General features: G+C 58.4%; 24 protein-coding genes. 13 read left to right on the top strand and 11 right to left on the bottom strand.

Translation table 11 applies throughout. The annotated features are described in order from the left end of the window. Positions 1 to 168: 168 nt before the first annotated feature. Entirely contained in the window at positions 169 to 1,542 is a 1,374-nt protein-coding gene (gene ppnN, locus ACZZ0A_RS08550) for a nucleotide 5'-monophosphate nucleosidase PpnN (RefSeq protein ID WP_007910770.1), read from the bottom strand. A gap of 223 nt (positions 1,543 to 1,765) precedes the next feature. Here ppnN and ACZZ0A_RS08555 point away from each other — a divergent pair, with 223 nt between their 5' ends. Then, positions 1,766 to 2,293: a DUF3087 domain-containing protein gene (locus tag ACZZ0A_RS08555; protein ID WP_095111507.1), complete on the top strand. Its 528-nt coding sequence runs from the start codon at positions 1,766 to 1,768 to the stop codon at positions 2,291 to 2,293. Positions 2,294 to 2,313: 20 nt separating this feature from the next. Here the strand turns inward: ACZZ0A_RS08555 and ACZZ0A_RS08560 are convergent, their stop codons facing one another. Next, on the bottom strand, positions 2,314 to 3,201 hold the full coding sequence (locus ACZZ0A_RS08560; protein WP_463542864.1) for an NAD(P)/FAD-dependent oxidoreductase: 888 nt from the start codon (positions 3,199 to 3,201) through the stop codon (positions 2,314 to 2,316). Positions 3,202 to 3,334: 133 nt separating this feature from the next. On the opposite strand from ACZZ0A_RS08560, the gene ACZZ0A_RS08565 reads away from it, so the two are divergent. After that, positions 3,335 to 3,775, top strand: coding sequence for an Rrf2 family transcriptional regulator (locus ACZZ0A_RS08565; RefSeq protein WP_007910775.1), 441 nt, complete (start codon positions 3,335 to 3,337; stop codon positions 3,773 to 3,775). Here the strand turns inward: ACZZ0A_RS08565 and ACZZ0A_RS08570 are convergent. Continuing rightward, positions 3,772 to 4,155 (bottom strand): DUF2784 domain-containing protein, encoded by a 384-nt coding sequence (locus ACZZ0A_RS08570; protein ID WP_007910777.1) that lies wholly within the window; start codon positions 4,153 to 4,155, stop codon positions 3,772 to 3,774. The two genes, ACZZ0A_RS08565 and ACZZ0A_RS08570, sit on opposite strands and share 4 nt — an antisense overlap. A gap of 186 nt (positions 4,156 to 4,341) precedes the next feature. On the opposite strand from ACZZ0A_RS08570, the gene ACZZ0A_RS08575 reads away from it, so the two are divergent. Genes ACZZ0A_RS08575 through ACZZ0A_RS08585 form a run of 3 tightly spaced genes read left to right on the top strand, consistent with a single transcriptional unit; the run spans position 4,342 to position 5,551 of the window. After that, positions 4,342 to 5,040, top strand: a complete 699-nt coding sequence (locus tag ACZZ0A_RS08575; protein WP_016983007.1) for an AzlC family ABC transporter permease — start codon at positions 4,342 to 4,344, stop codon at positions 5,038 to 5,040. Then, positions 5,040 to 5,351 carry an AzlD domain-containing protein gene (locus tag ACZZ0A_RS08580; RefSeq protein WP_176472272.1) on the top strand — a complete coding sequence of 104 codons (312 nt, stop codon included), beginning with the start codon at positions 5,040 to 5,042 and terminating at the stop codon, positions 5,349 to 5,351. Before ACZZ0A_RS08575 ends, ACZZ0A_RS08580 begins: the two co-directional genes overlap by 1 nt. 53 nt (positions 5,352 to 5,404) lie before the next feature. Further along, positions 5,405 to 5,551 carry a hypothetical protein gene (locus ACZZ0A_RS08585; RefSeq protein WP_007910783.1) on the top strand — a complete coding sequence of 49 codons (147 nt, stop codon included), beginning with the start codon at positions 5,405 to 5,407 and terminating at the stop codon, positions 5,549 to 5,551. A 47-nt stretch (positions 5,552 to 5,598) separates the two neighbouring features. Here ACZZ0A_RS08585 and ACZZ0A_RS08590 read toward each other — a convergent pair whose 3' ends face one another. From ACZZ0A_RS08590 to ACZZ0A_RS08605, 4 genes are all read right to left on the bottom strand, one after another. Then, on the bottom strand, positions 5,599 to 5,871 hold the full coding sequence (locus tag ACZZ0A_RS08590) for a hypothetical protein (RefSeq protein WP_007910785.1): 273 nt from the start codon (positions 5,869 to 5,871) through the stop codon (positions 5,599 to 5,601). Positions 5,872 to 6,202: 331 nt separating this feature from the next. Continuing rightward, positions 6,203 to 6,883, bottom strand: coding sequence for an SOS response-associated peptidase (locus ACZZ0A_RS08595; RefSeq protein ID WP_447784695.1), 681 nt, complete (start codon positions 6,881 to 6,883; stop codon positions 6,203 to 6,205). A gap of 29 nt (positions 6,884 to 6,912) precedes the next feature. Further along, positions 6,913 to 7,755 (bottom strand): ABC transporter permease, encoded by an 843-nt coding sequence (locus ACZZ0A_RS08600; RefSeq protein ID WP_095111505.1) that lies wholly within the window; start codon positions 7,753 to 7,755, stop codon positions 6,913 to 6,915. Positions 7,756 to 7,815: 60 nt separating this feature from the next. After that, positions 7,816 to 8,796 carry an aliphatic sulfonate ABC transporter substrate-binding protein gene (locus tag ACZZ0A_RS08605; protein ID WP_463542865.1) on the bottom strand — a complete coding sequence of 327 codons (981 nt, stop codon included), beginning with the start codon at positions 8,794 to 8,796 and terminating at the stop codon, positions 7,816 to 7,818. Between the two features lie 294 nt (positions 8,797 to 9,090). Between ACZZ0A_RS08605 and ACZZ0A_RS08610 the strand changes: the two genes are divergently transcribed. The 3 genes from ACZZ0A_RS08610 (at position 9,091) to ACZZ0A_RS08620 (ending at position 11,420) form a co-directional block, all read left to right on the top strand. Further along, a complete protein-coding gene (locus ACZZ0A_RS08610; RefSeq protein WP_463542866.1) occupies positions 9,091 to 10,038 on the top strand; it encodes an ABC transporter substrate-binding protein in 948 nt (315 codons plus the stop codon). A gap of 131 nt (positions 10,039 to 10,169) precedes the next feature. Next, on the top strand, positions 10,170 to 11,069 hold the full coding sequence (locus ACZZ0A_RS08615) for a polysaccharide deacetylase family protein (protein ID WP_123374957.1): 900 nt from the start codon (positions 10,170 to 10,172) through the stop codon (positions 11,067 to 11,069). A 108-nt stretch (positions 11,070 to 11,177) separates the two neighbouring features. Next, entirely contained in the window at positions 11,178 to 11,420 is a 243-nt protein-coding gene (locus ACZZ0A_RS08620; RefSeq protein ID WP_007910802.1) for a DUF1652 domain-containing protein, read from the top strand. A 4-nt stretch (positions 11,421 to 11,424) separates the two neighbouring features. Here the strand turns inward: ACZZ0A_RS08620 and ACZZ0A_RS08625 are convergent, their stop codons facing one another. After that, positions 11,425 to 11,787 carry an NUDIX hydrolase gene (locus ACZZ0A_RS08625; RefSeq protein ID WP_123374958.1) on the bottom strand — a complete coding sequence of 121 codons (363 nt, stop codon included), beginning with the start codon at positions 11,785 to 11,787 and terminating at the stop codon, positions 11,425 to 11,427. A 225-nt stretch (positions 11,788 to 12,012) separates the two neighbouring features. Here ACZZ0A_RS08625 and ACZZ0A_RS08630 point away from each other — a divergent pair, with 225 nt between their 5' ends. After that, positions 12,013 to 12,210, top strand: coding sequence for a hypothetical protein (locus tag ACZZ0A_RS08630; protein ID WP_007910804.1), 198 nt, complete (start codon positions 12,013 to 12,015; stop codon positions 12,208 to 12,210). Positions 12,211 to 12,275: 65 nt separating this feature from the next. On the opposite strand, the gene ACZZ0A_RS08635 is transcribed toward ACZZ0A_RS08630, so the two are convergent. Continuing rightward, a complete protein-coding gene (locus tag ACZZ0A_RS08635; protein WP_007910805.1) occupies positions 12,276 to 12,515 on the bottom strand; it encodes a hypothetical protein in 240 nt (79 codons plus the stop codon). A gap of 185 nt (positions 12,516 to 12,700) precedes the next feature. Here ACZZ0A_RS08635 and ACZZ0A_RS08640 point away from each other — a divergent pair, with 185 nt between their 5' ends. Further along, the gene (locus ACZZ0A_RS08640; protein ID WP_007910806.1) at positions 12,701 to 13,036 is read left to right on the top strand and encodes a hypothetical protein; all 336 of its coding nucleotides are present in this window, start codon (positions 12,701 to 12,703) and stop codon (positions 13,034 to 13,036) included. A gap of 200 nt (positions 13,037 to 13,236) precedes the next feature. Continuing rightward, positions 13,237 to 13,842, top strand: a complete 606-nt coding sequence (locus ACZZ0A_RS08645) for a DUF6338 family protein (RefSeq protein ID WP_463542867.1) — start codon at positions 13,237 to 13,239, stop codon at positions 13,840 to 13,842. A gap of 139 nt (positions 13,843 to 13,981) precedes the next feature. On the opposite strand, the gene ACZZ0A_RS08650 is transcribed toward ACZZ0A_RS08645, so the two are convergent. Continuing rightward, positions 13,982 to 14,881 carry a LysR family transcriptional regulator gene (locus tag ACZZ0A_RS08650; protein WP_095111500.1) on the bottom strand — a complete coding sequence of 300 codons (900 nt, stop codon included), beginning with the start codon at positions 14,879 to 14,881 and terminating at the stop codon, positions 13,982 to 13,984. Positions 14,882 to 14,998: 117 nt separating this feature from the next. Between ACZZ0A_RS08650 and ACZZ0A_RS08655 the strand changes: the two genes are divergently transcribed. Further along, positions 14,999 to 16,366, top strand: coding sequence for an MFS transporter (locus ACZZ0A_RS08655; protein WP_095111499.1), 1,368 nt, complete (start codon positions 14,999 to 15,001; stop codon positions 16,364 to 16,366). Positions 16,367 to 16,396: 30 nt separating this feature from the next. Further along, positions 16,397 to 17,671, top strand: a complete 1,275-nt coding sequence (locus tag ACZZ0A_RS08660) for a glucarate dehydratase family protein (RefSeq protein WP_414894023.1) — start codon at positions 16,397 to 16,399, stop codon at positions 17,669 to 17,671. A gap of 97 nt (positions 17,672 to 17,768) precedes the next feature. Here ACZZ0A_RS08660 and ACZZ0A_RS08665 read toward each other — a convergent pair whose 3' ends face one another. Further along, positions 17,769 to 18,653 carry a LysR substrate-binding domain-containing protein gene (locus ACZZ0A_RS08665; protein ID WP_463542868.1) on the bottom strand — a complete coding sequence of 295 codons (885 nt, stop codon included), beginning with the start codon at positions 18,651 to 18,653 and terminating at the stop codon, positions 17,769 to 17,771. Positions 18,654 to 18,682: the final 29 nt, after the last annotated feature.

The raw sequence follows: 18,682 nt of genomic DNA on the forward strand, positions 1-18,682 counted from the left end.
CTCGCTCCCACAGTTGAGTGGGTGAATGCAGGCTTTGTGTACACATCCAGACCCTGTGGGAGCGAGCCTGCTCGCGAAAACGGAGGGTCAGTCAACATCAACAGTGACTGATATACCGCTATCGCGAGCAGGCTCGCTCCTACATTTGTAGCGTGGTAACCGAAAGAGTTACGCCACCACTCGATAGCACGGCACATACGCCGCGCCACCCGGCAGTTTCATCCGGTGCTGGGCGACGAAGGCTTTGAGCAGTGCGTCGAGCGGTTGCATGATCGCCGCATCACCACGGATCTGGTACGGCCCGTGTTCTTCGATCAGGCGAATGCCCTTGTCCTTGACGTTGCCGGCGACGATACCGGAGAACGCCCGGCGCAGGTTGGCCGCCAGTTCATGCGGTGGCTGGTCGCGGTGCAGTTTCAGATTCGCCATGTTTTCGTGGGTCGGATCGAACGGACGCTGGAAGCCTTCGTCGATTTTCAGCAGCCAGTTGAAATGGAACGCGTCGTTGCGCTCGCGGCGGAACTGCTTCACTGCTTTCAGGCCTTGGGTCATCTGCCGCGCCACTTCGGCCGGGTCGTCGATGATGATCTCGTAGTGCTGCTTGGCCGCTTCGCCGAGAGTGGCGATGACGAAGGCGTCGAGCTGTTCCAGATACGGCGCGGCGTGCTTCGGCCCGGTGAGGATCACCGGGAACGGTAGCCCTTTATTGTCCGGGTGCATCAGGATGCCCAGCAGGTAGAGGAATTCTTCTGCTGTACCGGCGCCGCCCGGGAAAATGATGATGCCGTGGCCAACGCGCACGAAGGCTTCCAGACGTTTTTCGATGTCCGGCAGGATCACCAGTTCGTTGACGATCGGGTTCGGCGCTTCGGCGGCGATGATGCCCGGCTCGGTCAAACCGAGGTAGCGACCACCGTGAATGCGTTGCTTGGCGTGGGCGATGGTCGCACCCTTCATCGGGCCTTTCATCACGCCCGGGCCGCAACCGGTGCAAATGTCGAGGCTGCGCAGGCCCAGTTCGTGGCCGACTTTCTTGGTGTATTTGTATTCTTCGGTGTTGATCGAGTGGCCGCCCCAGCACACGACGATTTTCGGCTCGACGCCCGGGCGCAGGGTGCGCGCGTTGCGCAGCAGGTGGAAAACGTAGTCGCTGATGCCTTGCGAGGTGCTCAGGTCGATGCGTTGGCTGTCGAGTTCGTTTTCGGTGTAGACGATGTCGCGCAGGGCGCTGAAGAGCATTTCGCGGGTGCTGGCGATCATTTCGCCGTCGACGAACGCGTCGGCCGGAGCGTTCAGCAGCTCCAGGCGCACGCCGCGATCCTGTTGGTGAATGCGGATTTCGAAGTCCTTGTAGGCTTCGAGGATGGTCTTGGCGTTATCGACATGGGCGCCGGTGTTGAGGATGGCCAGGGCGCACTGGCGGAAGAGGGTGTAGGTGCTGCCGGATCCGGCTTCGCTCAGTTGCTGAACTTCACGTTGAGAAAGGGTTTCCAGGCTGCCTTTCGGGCTGACCGAGGCATTGATTACGTGTCGTTGGGTCATGCAATGATCCTTAAAACGATGTCATCACGAAGCTGAGCAATGGCATCCGAATAGTGTGTATCCATGAATGAAGATGGCACGATCTGCGCTATACCGCCATGTCCCCGTTGGACGCTGAAAAGATGAAAAGGAGCCCCAGCATAGCTAAATCCGCGGTAGAGGCGATAATGCGCCGGCCGGTTTTTTCAGTTAGCCCTTTTGTCGCTCAAGGAAGTCATTTGTGATGTTCGAGATTCAGCCGATGGATGCCGCCACTTTTCGCCAGCAGACGCGACGCAGCACGATCATCATCGCCGTGCTGTTCCTGGTGCTGGCGATGCTGTTTTCCAGCGTGGCCGTGGCGCTGTTTGGCGAGCCTGGCGGCGATAACCTGCGCTTCAATGTCGGTGGGGTGTTTGTGGCATTTCTGCTGACGGCTGCGTTATTGCGCGGGCGTTTCTGGAATCAGAGCTGGATGGCGCCAGCCGTGTACAGCTGGCGACTCAAGCGCAACCTGATGAGCATCACCAATGTGATGCATCAGGTCACGGCGGCGGTGGAGCAGAACGATGCGACGGCCATGAAAGTGCTGCGTTTCTATCATCTTGGGTTGACGCAGATGCATGAACTGGACGGTAACTCCAGCGATCATGGGCAGCTGTGGCGCGAAGTCGAGGCGCACAAGGAGCGGATGCAGGCGCTGGGACTCGACACCGAGCAGACGCGCCTTGATCCGGCCTGGCTGGAGGCGTTGAAGCCGACTTCGCGCTGAGACGCCCGCAGTATTACGTATCAGCCAAAGACCAGTGAGCGATGAGTGCCTGCACCGGCGCGGGCCCCATCGCCAACAGCCAGCGCTACCGAACCGGCAGCCAATGCCGCATCTCCGCAGGCAAATACGCCGGCGACGCTGGTTTGTTGTGTCGCGTCAGTCTGAATAAACGGCCCCATCGGGCCATCCTCGAATGTACATCCCAATTGTTCAGCCAGCGGGCTGGCCATGCGTGTGCGTGGCATGGCGAACAGGCCTGCAACGGCGATGACCTGGCCATCGCTGAGCACCACGTCCGCACGCTCGCCACGGATGTGAATGACCGACCGGGTTTCCAGGGTGACACCGCGTCGATCCAGTTCCGCCAATTGCTCGGCATCCGGCTCGAAGACTGCGTTGGTGAAGAACGTGGTCGGTCCCCAATCCGGCAGTAGCAGGGCGTGATGAATCGACATGGGTGACGTTGCCAATACGCCGATCGCGCCTTGATTCAGTTCATAACCGTGGCAGTACGGGCAATGAAAAACGCTTTGGCCCCAGCGTTGCCTGAGGCCGTCGATGTCCGGCAATTCGTCGACGACGCCCGAGGCCAGGATCAGTCGCTTGGTGCTGAGCCGCTGTCCGCTCTCGGTGCGCAAACCGAATCCGTTGTCAGTCCGAGTCGCTTCAGTCGCTGTATCCGTTAGCCATTGCACGCTGGGGTAAGCCAGTAATTGTGCCCGTGCTTCGTCAGCAATTTGCCCCGGTGCACGCCCATCCTGGCCGAGGAAGCCGTGGGATGTTTCGGCAAAACGGTTGCGTCGCAGGCCCGAATCGAGCACCAACACATTGCGTCGGGCGCGGGCCAGTTGCAGGCCGGCGGACAGCCCGGCATAGCTGCCGCCGACGATGATGACGTCGTACACCATGAGCGAATCTCCTCTTGAGTTTTCAGGGCACACCGTAAGTTACGAGAAATATTGCTGTCAATAGTCTCGTAACTTCAGACCTTGCAAGCGATACTCGGCGCATCTTCGCAACGGCTTGAAAAAAGGATCATCGATGAGAAACGACACGCGGTTATCGCGCATGCTCCATGTGTTGATTCACATGGCCCGCCATGAAAAGCGCGCGACCTCGGAAACCATCGCCGGCATGCTTGGCACCAACCCGGTGGTAGTGCGGCGCACCATGGGCTTGCTCAAGGAGGAGGGGTTTGTGACGTCAGAGAAGGGCCATCAGGGAGGCTGGGCGCTGGCCAAACCGCTGGCGCAGATCACCCTGCTGGATATCCATCAGGCGTTGGGCACGCAGTCGATTTTTTCCATCGGCTTGTCGACGGATCACCCGGAGTGTCTGGTCGAGCAAGCGGTGAACGCCGCACTGACCCGCACCTTCGATGAGGCGCAGGCGCTGTTGCTGTCGCGGTTGGGCGGCATCACCCTGGCGGACCTGGCAGCGGATTTCGAGGCCCGCTACAAGTCAATCGGCGAGGGTGATTAAAGCTGCGAGGCGGCGCGACGATGTTTCCATGAGCGAATGGCCCGCCCATACACCAACAGGTTGATCGCCAGCACCACGCTGCCGAGCGCCAGTTGAATCTGCGGGGTGAGCCCGGCCGGGTAGATGATCGGCCAGATGTAATGTTCGATGAAGCCGCCGGCGTATTCAGTCTGCCCGGCAGCGTGGCGCATGAGATTTTCCCAGTAGGTCAGCGGGCAGGTCAGGTGCAACACCTCGACCGCCACGCCCCAGGCGGCAGCCGGCAAATGCAGCCACATCAAACGTGGCCATTTGAGCACCAGCAGCCCGCCAAACAGCACGAACAGAATGAAGCACAAATGGAACAGCACCAGCCCGTCGGCTGCGATTCGGTACAGCATGTCGTCTCCCTGACGCGATTGTGAATGGCGCTATGTTACGCCGCTCAGGGCATTAGAGGTCAGTGCGAAAATCAGCGAATTGCGCGCGCATCCGGCCGATTTCCCACAAGTGCGCAAGATTGTTCAAGCCAAAAAGACGAAATGGCTGGCACAGTCTGCGACCGTTTTCCTGGTTGAAGAACGTTTATGTCCGACTCACTTATGCCGCGCAGTGCGTTCCTTCGCGGTGCGGCGGCGATCATGCCGTTGTCTCTGGCCACCGCGCCGTGGGGGCTGCTGGCCGGTTCCATGGCGATCGAAGCCAACCTCACGCCGCTGCAAGGCCAAGGCTTGTCGAGCATCGTGTTTGCCGGTGCGGCGCAATTGGTCGCGATCGGCATGCTCAAGGGCGGCGCGGGGATTTTCTCGATTTTGTTGACCACGCTGCTGCTGACGTCGCAGCACTTGCTGTATGGCATGAGCATGCGTTCGGTGATTTCGCCGCTGCCGGGGCGCTGGCGCATAGGGCTGGGTTTTTTGCTCACTGATGAGTTGTTCGCGTTGACCAGTCAGCATGATCGCCAGCAGTTCAATCGCTGGTATGCGCTGGGCGTCGGCCTGACGTTCTACATCGCCTGGAATCTGTTCACCCTGGCCGGCATTGTCCTCGGCAGCAGCATTCCGGGGCTTGAACACTTGGGGCTGGACTTCTCGATTGCTGCCACCTTCATCGCCCTGATTACACCGGTGGTACGCAACGTGCCGACGGTGGTTTGCGTGGCGGTGTCGCTGTTTTGTTCGGTGCTGTTCAGTTACTGGCAATGGGGTTCGGCGCTGGTTTTGTCCGGATTGGCCGGAATGACTGCCGGGTTTATCTGCAACAAGCTGTATCGGGAGCGCACATGATGGTTTGGGCGGTGATTTTTGGCATGGGGATTCTGGTTTTTCTCAATCGCTATGTATTTCTCGAGCCGCGATTGCCCGTGCGTTTGAGCAGCAATGCGCGGCAGTTTCTCGGGTTTGCGGTACCGGGGATGTTGACCGCTATCTGTGGGCCGATTGTCTTCATGCCGGACAAACAGCTGAATCTGCAGTGGGATAATCCGTATTTGCTTAGTTCGCTGGTGGCGATCGCACTGGTGATATACACGCGCAATACTTTGCTCAGCATGCTGTTGAGCATGGCGTTCTTCTTTTTGCTGCGCTGGTGGTTGTAAGTTGTCTGTTCTACGCTTCAGGCATGCAGGTTTACTGATAACGGGAGGTGCACATGGCGACTGAGCAGAAGCTTCCGGAGACGGATGAGCAAGAGACGGATGAGCCGACTGAAGAGGAAATAGAGCGGGAGAAGCATAAGGAACAAACCTGGAAGCACGATGACGGAAGAGAGCTTTCAGACCCCGATCGCAAGTTTTGAGTGATTTCTACGAAAAAGCCCCGCAAACGCAGGGCTTTTTTACGGTTTCAAAGATCGTCCAACTGCGTGAAATCGGGGTGTGTGGCCCGATATCCCAAGGTTCGATCAATCCACGCATTCAGCTCGTTGACCATCACCGGCGCGTGGCCGGGATACCCTTCAAGTGTGGTGCGCAGGACGCGTTCGATATCGGGTACGGCACGCAGGTTTCGGGTCTTGATGTAGTGGCCGATAAAACAGTCGAGTTCAAAGCGTTCTGTCATCGACAGATAAATACACTCCAGGTCGCTGACCTGTTTGATTGCAAAATCGTCGCGCAACTTATTTCTCTGCAAGGCTTGTAGACGTTAGGGGATTCCTGGTTTGTTGACTCTTTGGTCAACTGGTATACCAAATGGAAATGCGGCGCGCATGCTATCCGTAGTGCATCTAAATGTATGTATGACGGTTGAAATGTCAGACAGGCGGTTAGTTCATTCGAACGTGTGTTTTATGTGCGCCGTCTCAAAAATGAAACAGGGTTTGTAACGGCAGTGATTCGCTTTATGAGTTGCTAAAATTTGCAATGGGTTTATCTCATATAGCGCTGCGTCAAAAGATCGCAGCCTTCGACAGCTCCTACATTGATAGACGCGTGAAGTCGGCAAATGTTTAAGTCTGCTCAATAATCAAACTGGCCCCCTGATTGCGCACGTTACCGACGGCTTTGCCGACTTTGTACCACTCGAACACTTCACTGCCTTCACCTTCGAACAGCAACATTTGCTCAGCGCGTTCAACGGGTGTCGCCGGGTCGAGCCATTCGCGCACCAACTCTGCGCGGAATACCACCGGTCGGCGATCGTGGACGTCGAGCAGGCCGCCGGCGGCGTCGGCGGTGATAATCACGAAACCGTCGTCATCCCGGGCCGCCGTTTCGGTTGTCGGAAATTGTCCGATGGCGGCGCAGAAAACCGCTGCATGATCCGCGCGACGAATCAGCCAGGGTTGCCGGGTTTTGTCGCCGCTGTCGACCCATTCAAACCAGTTGTCCACGGGCACAATCAAACGTTGTCGCCAGATCGCCCGGAAGAATGGACCATGGGCGACTTTCTCGACCCGGGCATTGATGGGGGGCGGGCGATCCTTGGCCCAATGCGGGCGCCAGCCCCAGCGCAGATTGTCGGCCTGCAGGTGCCGTCCTTGTTGATGCAGGACGGCCAGCGCGGTGGTCGGCGCCGCGTTATAGCGATCAAGCGGCGCATCGCCAACATGATTGATCAACGCGTCGGGAATGCTCAGCACCGCGACGAAGTCATGAATGCCTCGGTACTGCGAGAGTCTTCCGCACATGGGCTGAATCTCCGGTTGGAGATTTCAGCTTAGTCGCTGGCACCTTGGCCGGTGAACGTGTCGCGCCAGCTCAGCCAGCGGCGTTCGAGCATGGCCAGCAAGCCGTCGCTGAGTTTACCGAGCAAGGCGAGCACGATGATCGCAGCCAGCACGATGTCCGGCCGCGAGGTTTCCCGGCCGTCACTGAGCAGATAGCCCAGGCCCTTGGTGGCCGCGATCAACTCTGCTGCCACGAGAAACATCCACGCCAGACTCATGCCGCTGCGCAACCCGGTGAACAGGCCGGGCAGGGCAGCGGGCAGCAATATTCGTCGCACCAGTTGCAAGCGGCTGAAGCCATAGATGCGGCCGACTTCCACCAGTTTGCGATCAATGTTGCGAATGGCCGCGACCACGTTGACGTACACCGGAAAGAACGCGCCGATAGCGATCAAGACAATTTTCGAGGTCTCGTCGATGCCCAGCCACAACAGCAGCAGCGGCACCCAGGCCAGGCTCGGAATGGAACGCAGCGCTGCAAAAGTCGGTTCCAGATAGGCCTCGGCTTCGCGGCTCAAACCGACCCAGGCAGCAAACGCCAGCGCGAGACTGGCGCCAATGGCAAAACCCAGCAACACGCGAATCAGGCTGGCGCCGATGTGTTTCCACAGTGCGCCTTCAGCGAGGTCGGTGAGGGTCAGGGCGATCTCGCTCGGCGCCGGCATCTGGTAGGACGGCAACCAACCGATGCGTACGATAATTTCCAGGGCGATGATGATCAGCAGCGGCACGGCCAAGCCTTTGAAACGGCGCTGCCACGCCGGACTGAAACCCGCCGGGCGCTGGCGCGACACGGCAAGTGGCGCGGGCAAGTCTTTGCTGTGAGTGGTCATGGTTGAGCTCCGCTCACGACACATCCGCGACAGCAGCGGATGTGTCGTGAGACTGATCGATTACTGGTGGGCGACGGCTTGCTGCACGCCGCTGTCGAGCAATTGATCGATGACTTGATCGACATTCACCCCACGGCGCACCAGTTCCTCGGAGACCAGAATCGGCGCCGCTGCCTTGGAGGCACTGATGTCCTGTTGGGTCAGTTGCGGGCTGCTCAGATCGGTACGCGACAGTTGCAGCTTGGCTACGTCCAGTGGCAAGCCGGACTCTTTGGCGAGAAGGGCGGCGAACTCATCGGGATTTTTCAGCGCCCAGTCGCGGGCCTGTTCGTAGGCTTTGATCACGGTGTCGATGGTTTGCGGATGTTCTTTGGCGTATTGCTCAGTGACGCTGACCACGCCGTAGCTGTTAAACGCCGGGTTGCGGTAGATCAGGCGCGAGCCGGCCTGAACCTGACTGGCGGCCATGTGCGGATCGAGTCCGGCCCAGGCGTCAACATCGCCCTTTTCCAGCGCAGTGCGACCATCCGGGTGTTGCAGGTGGACCAGTTCCACGTCGTCTTTTTTCAGCCCGGCCTGTTGCAGGCTGCGCAGGGTGAACAGATACGGGTCGGTACCTTTGGTGGCGGCGATCTTTTTGCCCTTGAGGTCGGCGATGGTCTGATATGGCGAGTCCTTGCGCACCACCAATGCTGTCCATTCGGCACGGCTGTAAACGTAGACCGATTTGATCGGGCTGCCGTTGGCGCGGCTCAGCACCGCGGCGAGGCTGGCGCTGGAAGCGAAATCCACGCCGCCACTGTTGAGGTATTCCAGCGAGCGGTTGCTGCCCTGGCTCAGTACCCAGCTGACCTTGGTCTGCGGCAAGGCTTTTTCGAGGAAGCCGAAGTGCTTGAGCACCAGGCTGACTGGCGAGTAATAGGCGTAGTCGAGATGCACTTCTGCCGGCGCGGTTTCAGCCGCGTAGGCGAGCGGTTGCAGGCTCAGTACCATGGCGCTGGCAGCCAGCAGGGTTTTGAGTCGAGGAAAGAACGATGTCATGGGGCGCTCCGGCAAAGGCACAGATTTCTTATGTCCAAAAAGATATTTTTATCGAATGCTTCCTGCATGAATGGAATATTGCAGGCTCTGTGCCATGTACTTGAAAGCGCCGTTTTAAAAGGGCTTGAGGGGATGTTGCAGGATTCCAGCTGTTGCTTGAGCAACACTGTGATTCGTCACTGTTGCCAAGCAAACAGCCGTGTTCAACGGTGATGAGCTTATGCGTTAATCGAATTTCAAAACCAGGAAATAACAGCGTTATGGTCTATGCAATTTCCCTTTGCAGGTCAGCCCATGAAGCTTTCTCGTTTCCTGCGCAGTGCGCTAATCACCGCACTGTTTGCCTCGCCGCTTTCCCATGCAGGTGAGCCATTGGTCCTGCATGTCGGCGATCAGAACTACTACAACATCCGTGCCTCGGTGGAGGCCTCCGGCGTGTTGAAAGACGCGCCTTATACCGTCGACTGGAAACACTTCCAGGCCGCTGCACCTTTGGCGGAAGCCTTGCAAACCGGCTCGTTGGATCTGGGCTTTTTGGGCGATTCCGGTTTTCTGTTTCTGGCCGCCAAGCAGGCGCCGGTAAAGCTGATCGGCGTTTCGCGGCAAAATCCCGACACCATCGCGCTGCTGGTGCCGAAGGATTCGCCGGTAAAAACCATCGCCGACCTGAAGGGCAAGAAAGTTGCCTACTGGCCCGGCGCCTGGAGTCAGCAGTTGACCTTGCGCGCCCTGGAGCAGGGCGGTCTGCCGGAAAACTACGTCGATTTCGTCAAGTTGATGCCGATTGATGCCGCCGCAGCCCTGCCACAGGGCAGCATCGACGCCTTCCCGGTGTGGGAACCGTACATTTCCCAGCAGATCGTGTTCTCCGGCGCACGGCCGATCCTGACCGCAAAAAATCTGATGCCGGGGCTCAGTGCAATCGCTGCGTCGACGCCGTCGATCGACAGCAAACGTGCGGCCATTGCGGATTTTCTCGGTCGTTTGAAACAGGCACGGGCGTGGGTTGATAGTCATACGGATGAGTACGCCGATCTGTGGGCGAAGAAAGCCAATCTCGATCAGCAGGTGTCGCGCCACTGGTTACGTCAGGCGCACATGACGGTGGGACCGGTCGACACGCAAGCGGCGACGGACCTGCAAAGCACCGCCGACTTCCTGTTCAAAGTCAAAGCGCTGCCGGCACCGTTGGCCACCGCCGGGATTATCGACACGTCTTTTCAACAGGCATTGGCGCACTGAGCGAGCGCCGGAACCAAACCCTGTGTACCTTATCCAACCTCCGCTCGTGTATCGGAGCGCAAGGATGGATAAGGGCGAGGGAGTTTTGCCAATCGACAACATGACGGCCGTCGCCGTGCTCAAGGCAAAACATGACATCCGGATTCAAGTTTCTCTGTGCAGCGCTCATCGCCCTCGGGTTGGCCGGTTGTATCGCCGCCCCGATAGAAATGACTGCGCAAACCGAATCACGCCTGAAAACCCAGGCACCGGTGCGCTTTCTGTTGACGTTTGACGATGGCCCCAGTGCATCCAGTTTCTGGAATCCGTCGGCGACGGTGCTCGACAGCCTCAAGGACAATCCGCTGTTGCCGAATATCAAAGCGGTGTTCTTCGTGCAGACGCGCGCGCCACGAGCGGGCAACAGTGACATCGGTCGCGCCATCATGCGGCGTGAGCATGACGAGGGGCACATACTGGCGTTTCACACGGCCACCCACTGGCACACCAATCATCGCTTGCTCGACCCGCAAGAACTCGAAGAGTCACTGACCAACGGCACGGCTGATATCGCAGCCATCACCGGGGCGCCGCCGACGTTGCTGCGCCCGCCGTTCTGGAATTACGACAAACGCACCTTCGCCGCCTATCAACAGCACGGTTTGCACGTGTTGCTGACGGATTTAAGTGCCAACGACGGCAAGATCTGGGGCTTCAATGCCAGCCCCCGGCGTCGGGCAAACATGCTGCGGCAGTTATCGGAAGTCCGTGAACGTATTGCCCTCGGCGAGTTGCCGACTGTGGACGGGGTGATTCCGGTGGTGGTGACGTTTCATGATCTCAACCGCTATACCGCGCGGCACACGCGCGAATACCTGCAGATTCTGCTCGATAGCGCCGCCGCGACAGGCGTGAAGCTGGCGGACAAGCCTTTCTACGATGATCACGCCGAACTGGAGAAAGCTGCGCTGGCGCGTACCGTGGATAAAAGCTCGGAGCCAGTGAATTTGCCGGGAATGTGGAACTGGATTTGGGATCACGATGCGCACTGAGGGCAGGGTGGAAAGTTGTGATCGGGTTGGCATTTTTGTACCGGGCGGGTCACACATTGCTCATCTATGCTCAACCAGTCGATCGACCCGCCTGCGAGGCGTTCACTCATGCTTGCCATTGACGATATCTGCCGGATTGTCGAATCCGGCTTTCCTGCGTTCAAGTGCGATTGCATTCCGAGTTCGCAAGGCCTTTTGCAAATCAAGGTGTACGAGCCGGACAGCGGACGCGTCGAATTACTGTTGAATGGCGTTTCCCCGGAGCACCTCGTCACGATCCGTGACATTTCCAATTTCATCGGTGAATTACGCACCGAAATGAGCGCTGGTCGTCGAGCCTTCGCCGGCTAATGCCTCATAAACGCCGTTGGAACGCTTGAACGATGCGCAGCGTCGCCTCGCTGGTGTGCAGATTGCGCACTGAATCCAGCGGATGCCAGATGCAATCGATGATCTCGTTTTGCGGGCGCACTTGCTCAAAGTCCGACACGGACGCCTCGTAGACATGGTGCTGCGTGCTGCCGCTGTGCAGTTCCATCAGGTACAGCACAGCGTCAGCATCCAGGCCGGTTTCTTCCTGTAATTCACGTACGGCGGCCTGCGCTCGCGTTTCTCCGGGCTCGACCTTGCCACCGGGCAATGTCCAGCGGCAGTGGGGTTTGCGTACCAGGAGAATGTGGCGATCCTGCTCGCATATAACGGTTGCGCGTACTTTCATCTGTTACCTGTTTACCGCTTGTCACAAAATAGAAATAAAACTGCAATATTTGAGCCGAAGCCTGCGCCAAAGGTTTCATTGAAGTTTGGAGCGTTCGCAGCGGCGAAAAGTGCCGACACCGTGACTGTCGCGGCTTGCGACACTCGGTCGGTATTTCGTGCGAATCAAGGTGTAAGGTAAAAGCGTGAAGCTGGATCTGACCGTTAGCAAAAAATGGAGGTGTCCATGAGCATGCCGATGTTGAACAAGATGCACATGAACGGCTATGACGTGCTTAGCGTGAACAATGGCCCATGGCGGGTTTGTACTCAGGGCGATCGGCTGGCGTCGTTTGGCAGCCGGGAGGAAGCGCTGGCCTACGCCGCCGCCCTGCCTGGCTACAAAAAACGCTCGGCGCGCGCGCAAAGTCACAAAACCCACTGACAGGCTGGCTGTAATGAAAGAGCCCCGGCAATTGTCGGGGCTTCTGTTTTTGGGGGGAGGGTGGCTTAGTGGACCTTGGTCCGGCTGATGGCGCGGGCTTTCACTTCCCTGGCATAGAGTTGCAGCCGTTCTTCATCGCTTTGCAGCACCTCACAGGATCTCAGCACGCTTTGCGCATCTGCCTCATTGCCGGATTTGCGCAGTTGTTCTGCGATACGTTTCAGGTCGACCGCCGACCATCTCAAGTCCGATGCAACACTTTGCAGGTCGCGTTGAAGTTCGTGTTCGTATTCATTGAGCCGCATGATCACCTCCAGAACATTCTCGGTAGAAAAGAGTAGTCGCATTTTTCGTCGATGGGCAAAGCCTGTTCGTCAGCACGCTGAACGGTTGTGAAAAGTTGTGCAGATTGCGCCGAGGGCGCGGTGCCACGATGGATGTAGCGCCGCTTACACGCTACATTCACTTTTTTTCAGATCAGGAATACACCATGCGGATATGGATCGGGAGTCTGGCGTTGACCCTGTTGGCAGGCTGCTCGTTGCCGGCGTCGCTGGTGCCGGGTGAGCCGAATATCAGCAAAACCAGCGCCAAGTCGCCCAAAGACTATGCTGCGTGTTTATTACCGTTGTGGCAGAAGGATGTAGCCAAGACTTATCAGACATCGATTTCCAACGGCTACCGCATCACTGCGCCGAGCATCATCACGGCGGACGAGATTCTCGACATCGTCAAATACAAGGACGGCAGCCGGGTTTCGTTGTATCAGGGCCCGCCGTGGGCCAAGTCCGGGTCGTTGCGCCAATCGGTGCGTGACTGCCTGTAACGACGCCTGCAGGGGCAAAAAAAGCAGAAGCCGTATCGTCGGTTTCTGCTTTTTTTTGGCTGCCTGGAGGCTGAAAGGTGTGGATTTGATTTGCGAAATGAACGGTGACAGTTGCGCACGAAGGGTTTTTTCCGTGTGCACTAGGCTTTTAAGGGGCGGTCGATAGTCAGATCGGCCGGTCTTTCAAGGAGTCGCGGATCATGGATGATCTGGTCAAAGAAGTTATCCCGTTGTTGCAGTACTTGATTCCCGGGTTTTTGTCGGCGTGGATTTTTTATTCGCTGACGGCGTTCAAGCGACCGGATACGTTCGGGCAGATTGTGCAGGCGCTGATTTTCACGTTTGTGATTCAGGGCGCGGTATTGGGGATTGGGGCAATTTGTCTGTGTGTGGGTTCGAAAGGCTTTTCTGTAGGGAAATGGGATGCTCGGGCGGAGGCATTGTGGGCATTTATTGTTTCAGTATGTCTCGCCGGGCTTTTCTGTTATCTGGCTTCAAACGGGATGTTGCATGTGTGGCTACGCAAGCGACACCTGACACGCAAAAGCTCCCATCCTAGCGAGTGGTACAGCGCCTTTGAGCGACAGGATCGCCTTGTCACTTTGCAACTGAATGACGAGAGGCGATTGTTTGGCTGGCCTTTGGAGTGGCCCTCCGGTCCCTCGGAAGGACAATTCATCTTGCTGAATCCACAATGGCTTGGCGATGGTGGCGAGGTGCTCACTTTTGGCGCCGAATTAATGGTGATAGATTCCTCGAAAGTTCAGTGGGTCGAATTCAATTCTGTCGAGGAGGTTGTTTCATGAGCGCCAAAGCACCCAATCCCATGCCACCTCACGTGGCGCGTCTCTTCGTGGGGCCAGACGGCAAGCCATTGGCAAAACCGCTAGTCAAAGGGCCAAGTGCGCCCCCTCCACCAAAGCGCTGATCAGCTCCGTCATCCTTTCACCCCCAACCCTCAGCCACCGCCCGGCGAATCGCTTCCAGCAACATCGCAAACGCCGGGTTGTCGTTGTTCTCCCGCCAGATCAGATGCAGCTCGCTCTGCACCCCTTCGCCCAAATCGATATCGCGAAACACTACATTTTTGAACACCACACTGGTGGCGCAACGCGGCACCAGCGCCAGGCCCATGCCCGCATTGACCAGTGCCAGAATCGTCAGCGACGAGCCCAGCCACTGCACGTAATCCGGCGCAACCCGCGCTGAGCGCAGCATGCCGGTCAGCAATTCGTTGAACGGCGGATAAGCTGCGTGTGAATACATCAGGAACGGTTGTTTATCCAGGTCACTGACCGCCACTTCAGCCGCCGTCGCCAAGGGATGACCGCTCGGCACTGCCAGCACAAACGGCTCGCGCACCAGGCATTCAGTCGCGTAGCCCGGCTCCAATAATGGCGCACGGGCGATGCCCAGATCGATGCGACGCGCGCGCAGGGCTTCGTGCTGCTGGTAAGTGTTCATCTCCGTCAGATCGATTTTCACCTGCGGCTGTTTCAGTCGCGCCTCGGCGATCACCTTGGGCAAAAACTCATACACCGCGCTGCCGACAAAACTGATGTTCACCGAACCAATGTCGCCTTCGGCAAACCGCCGGGCGGTGACTGCCGCTTGCTGCGCGCGTTCCAGCAGGTTCTGGGCTTCGATGAAAAAAGCACGGCCGGCGGCGGTCAGCGCGACGCTGCGGGTGCTGCGGGTGAACAGCTCGACGCCGAGGTGATGTTCGAGCAACTGGATCTGCCGGCTCAGCGGCGGCTGCGTCATGTTCAGCCGTTCGGCGGCGCGGCGAAAGTTGAGTTCGGTGGCGACGGTGGTGAAGCAGCGCAGTTGGGTCAGTTCGAACATTGATCTAATCCGGGTATCAATCGAATGCCAAGTTAGATTAGACGGGATCAATGACCCCGTCCATGATCGGCTCAACGCTTCACGCCATCCCTAAAAAAACAAGATCGGGAGTCGCCTTTGAAAACCCTCCAGAGTCCGCTGGACGTCACGGTGCTCGCCCGTGCCGCCGCCAAGGTCAAGCGCCACGTGCTGCCGCTGTTCGTGGTGATGTTCATCGTCAACTACATTGATCGGGTCAACATCGGTTTCGTGCGCAGTCACATGGAAACCGATCTGGGCATCGGCGCGGCGGCTTACGGCCTCGGCGCCGGATTGTTCTTCGTTGGCTATGCGCTGTTCGAAGTGCCGTCCAACATGCTTCTGCAACGTTACGGCGCGCGAGTCTGGTTGACGCGGATCATGTTCACCTGGGGCGCTGCCGCCATGGCCATGGCCTTCGTCAAAGGTGAAACCAGTTTCTATGTGCTGCGCTTTATTCTCGGTGCGGCCGAGGCGGGGTTCTTTCCGGGGATCATTTATTACTTCACCCAATGGCTGCCAGCCTCCGAGCGCGGCAAGACCATGGCGGTGTTTCTCAGCGGTTCGGCGATTGCCTCGGTGATCTCCGGTCCGGTGTCCGGTGCGCTGCTGCACATCAGCGGCTTGGGTCTGCACGGCTGGCAGTGGATGTTCTTGATCGAGGGCGCAGCCTCGGTGGTGCTTTGCGCGTTTGTCTGGTTCTGGCTGCAATCGCATCCGCGTCAGGCCAAGTGGTTGAGCGAGGAGGAACGTGAGGCGTTGGTGGCGGCAATTGCCGAAGAACAGCGTGCCCGCGAAGCGGTGCAGGTGGCCAAACCGTCGATGTTCAAACTGTTGGCGGATCGGCAGATTGCGCTGTTCTGCTTCATCTACTTCTCCATTGCCCTGACCATTTACGGCGCGACGTTCTGGTTGCCGAGCATGATCAAGAAGATGGGCAATCTCGGCGACTTCCAGGTCGGCCTGCTCAACTCGATCCCGTGGATCATTTCGATTGTCGCCATGTACGGTTTCGCGGCGATGGCCGGCAAGTGGAAATTCCAGCAGGCCTGGGTGGCGCTGACGCTGGTGATCGCGGCGATCGGCATGTTTATGTCGACCATTGGCGGGCCGATCTTCGCCTTCGTTGCCATCTGTTTCGCCGCCATCGGCTTCAAGGCTGCATCGGCGTTGTTCTGGCCGATTCCGCAAAGCTATCTGGATGCGCGTATCGCCGCTGCGGTGATCGCGTTGATCAACTCCATCGGCAACCTCGGCGGCTTCGTTGCGCCGACGGCGTTCGGCTTCCTCGAAGAAACCACTGGCTCCATCGAGGGCGGACTGTATGGCCTGGCGGCGACGTCGCTGATCGCTGCGGTAGTGATCTTTTTCGCCCGCACCGCGCCGGGTGCCAAGGGTAAATCCCTGGCAAAGCCCCATGACGAGACCGCCGTTGTTGTGACGGCCAGCCCGGCCGCGAGCCATTGAATTGATTGTTGATCTGTCAGGAGCGTTATCTTGAAAATTACCCGCGTAACTGTGACCCCGATTGCCTTCCGTGATCCGCCGCTGCTCAACGCCAGCGGCATTCATGAACCCTTCGCCTTGCGCTCGATCATCGAGATCGAAAGCGACAACGGCTACATCGGCCTCGGCGAAAGTTATGGCGATGCCCCGGCGCTGGCGATCCAGCAGCAATTGCAGGCGCAACTGATCGGCCTCGACCCGTTCAATCTCAACCAGTTGCGCGCCATCGTCCAGGCGACCGTTGCCGCGAACAAACCTGCCAGTCTCGCCGGTGCCGAACTGGCCCCCGGTTCCCACGCCAGTAAAGCGGTGAGCAATGCCTATTCGGCGTTCGAAGTGGCTTTCCTCGATTTGCAGGCGCATTACCTGAATGTGCCGCTGGTGGACCTGCTCGGCGGCGCGATTCGCGATGAGGTACCGTTCAGCGCCTATCTGTTCTTCAAGTACGCGCAGCATGTCGATTCGCCCTATAAACCGGACAACTGGGGCGAAGCACTCAGCGAACAACAGATTGTTGCGCAAGCTGCGCGGATGATCGAGGCGTACGGCTTCAAGAGCATCAAACTCAAGGCCGGTACGTTGCCGCCGGAGCATGAAGTGGCGTGCATCAAGGCGCTGAAAAAAGCCTTTCCCGGCTACCCGCTGCGCATCGATCCGAATGGCAACTGGTCACTGGAAACCTCGATTCGCATGGCCGAATTGCTCGGCGATGATCTGCAATATTACGAAGACCCGACCCCTGGCCTCGACGGCATGGCCGAACTGCACAAGCGCACTGGTCTGCCGCTGGCGACCAACATGGTGGTCACCGATTTCGCCGAGTTCCGTCGCAGCGTTGCGCAGAACAGCGTGCAGATCGTCCTTGCTGACCATCATTACTGGGGCGGCCTGCGCGACACGCAAACGCTGGCGAAGATGTGCGATGTATTCGGCGTTGGCGTGTCGATGCATTCCAATTCGCACCTGGGCATCAGCCTGATGGCGATGGCGCATGTCGCGGCGGCGGTGCCGAATCTGGATTACGCCTGTGACACCCATTACCCGTGGCAGGAACCGGACGAAGAAGTGATCAAGGGCGGCAAACTGCCGATTGTCGATGGCTGCGTGAAGATCACCCGGGCGCCGGGGCTTGGGCTGGAACTGGACCATGATCAGTTGGGCAAGCTGCATGATCAGTACCTGACGTGCGGGATTCGCCAGCGTGATGATGTGCGGCAGATGCAGCGTTACAAGCCGGATTGGAAGGCGATCAAGCCGAGATTTTGAGGTGTCTGAATTGACGCCATCGCGAGCAGGCTCACTCCTACAGGGAAACGCATTCCAACTGTAGGAGTGAGCCTGCTCGCGATTGGCGTCCTCACGGTTACAACGTTTCTAGCAGCCAATCCCGAAACGCTTTCAGCGATGGCAAACTCTCATTGCGCGGCGGATACACCAGGTAATAGCTGCGGCGACTGGTAATTGGTTCACCCAGTTGCAGCAGTTCACCATTCAACAACTCATCCTCAACCAGAATTCGCGGCACCAGCCCCACGCCAATATTGGCCCGCACCGCTTGAGTCAAGTGCGAGGTCATTTCAAAACTCGGGCCGATGCGCATGCTGCGGTGCGGCAAGCCGTGATGACTGAACCACTCCGCCCAGGCCTGGGCATTGCTGCTGACATTGAGCAGCAGTTGCCCGGCGATGTGCTGTTGGGCGTCATCGCGTTCGGCGTCGGACAACTGCGCACTGGCGATCACTACCAATTCTTCGGTATGCAGGGGCAGGGCGGTCAATCCCGGCCAGTCCCCGCCGCCAACACAGATCGCTGCATCGATTTCGCTGGTATCGAAGTCGATTGCTTCGATCCGCGAATGCAAATGCACGGTCATGCCCGGATGCGCGGTGTAGAAATCCTTCAGCCGTGGCAGCAACCATTTCGAGCCGAAGGTCGGCAGCGTCGCCAGGCGCAAACTGTGAATGCCCGAACCAAATGCCATGGCCTGCAACGTCGCGCTGCGAATCTGCCCAAGCGCTTCGGCGAGTTCGCGCTGATACATGCGCCCGACATCGGTCAGTACCACTTGCCGGCCTTCGCGGCTGAACAAACGCATGCCGAGCATCTTCTCGAGAATCTGCACCTGACGGCTGACCGCACTCTGCGTCAGCGACAGTTCATGGGCGGCGCGGGTGTAGCTTTCGTGGCGCGCGGCGGCCTCGAAAGCCAGCAATAACGACATGGAAGGGGTGAGCGTGCGCGGATTCATTCGTAAAAGTCATCAATAGCGGGTCGAAT

The sequence above is a fragment of the Pseudomonas sp. AC242 genome, assembly GCF_979258655.1.

Coding starts and splice junctions, on each gene's coding strand:
- ppnN (WP_007910770.1), bottom strand. CDS start 1,542: ATGACCCAACGACACGTAATCAATGCCTCGGTCAGCCCGAAAGGCAGC.
- ACZZ0A_RS08555 (WP_095111507.1), top strand. CDS start 1,766: ATGTTCGAGATTCAGCCGATGGATGCCGCCACTTTTCGCCAGCAGACG.
- ACZZ0A_RS08560 (WP_463542864.1), bottom strand. CDS start 3,201: ATGGTGTACGACGTCATCATCGTCGGCGGCAGCTATGCCGGGCTGTCC.
- ACZZ0A_RS08565 (WP_007910775.1), top strand. CDS start 3,335: ATGAGAAACGACACGCGGTTATCGCGCATGCTCCATGTGTTGATTCAC.
- ACZZ0A_RS08570 (WP_007910777.1), bottom strand. CDS start 4,155: ATGCTGTACCGAATCGCAGCCGACGGGCTGGTGCTGTTCCATTTGTGC.
- ACZZ0A_RS08575 (WP_016983007.1), top strand. CDS start 4,342: ATGTCCGACTCACTTATGCCGCGCAGTGCGTTCCTTCGCGGTGCGGCG.
- ACZZ0A_RS08580 (WP_176472272.1), top strand. CDS start 5,040: ATGGTTTGGGCGGTGATTTTTGGCATGGGGATTCTGGTTTTTCTCAAT.
- ACZZ0A_RS08585 (WP_007910783.1), top strand. CDS start 5,405: ATGGCGACTGAGCAGAAGCTTCCGGAGACGGATGAGCAAGAGACGGAT.
- ACZZ0A_RS08595 (WP_447784695.1), bottom strand. CDS start 6,883: ATGTGCGGAAGACTCTCGCAGTACCGAGGCATTCATGACTTCGTCGCG.
- ACZZ0A_RS08600 (WP_095111505.1), bottom strand. CDS start 7,755: ATGACCACTCACAGCAAAGACTTGCCCGCGCCACTTGCCGTGTCGCGC.
- ACZZ0A_RS08605 (WP_463542865.1), bottom strand. CDS start 8,796: ATGACATCGTTCTTTCCTCGACTCAAAACCCTGCTGGCTGCCAGCGCC.
- ACZZ0A_RS08610 (WP_463542866.1), top strand. CDS start 9,091: ATGAAGCTTTCTCGTTTCCTGCGCAGTGCGCTAATCACCGCACTGTTT.
- ACZZ0A_RS08615 (WP_123374957.1), top strand. CDS start 10,170: ATGACATCCGGATTCAAGTTTCTCTGTGCAGCGCTCATCGCCCTCGGG.
- ACZZ0A_RS08620 (WP_007910802.1), top strand. CDS start 11,178: ATGCTTGCCATTGACGATATCTGCCGGATTGTCGAATCCGGCTTTCCT.
- ACZZ0A_RS08625 (WP_123374958.1), bottom strand. CDS start 11,787: ATGAAAGTACGCGCAACCGTTATATGCGAGCAGGATCGCCACATTCTC.
- ACZZ0A_RS08630 (WP_007910804.1), top strand. CDS start 12,013: ATGAGCATGCCGATGTTGAACAAGATGCACATGAACGGCTATGACGTG.
- ACZZ0A_RS08635 (WP_007910805.1), bottom strand. CDS start 12,515: ATGCGGCTCAATGAATACGAACACGAACTTCAACGCGACCTGCAAAGT.
- ACZZ0A_RS08640 (WP_007910806.1), top strand. CDS start 12,701: ATGCGGATATGGATCGGGAGTCTGGCGTTGACCCTGTTGGCAGGCTGC.
- ACZZ0A_RS08645 (WP_463542867.1), top strand. CDS start 13,237: ATGGATGATCTGGTCAAAGAAGTTATCCCGTTGTTGCAGTACTTGATT.
- ACZZ0A_RS08650 (WP_095111500.1), bottom strand. CDS start 14,881: ATGTTCGAACTGACCCAACTGCGCTGCTTCACCACCGTCGCCACCGAA.
- ACZZ0A_RS08665 (WP_463542868.1), bottom strand. CDS start 18,653: ATGAATCCGCGCACGCTCACCCCTTCCATGTCGTTATTGCTGGCTTTC.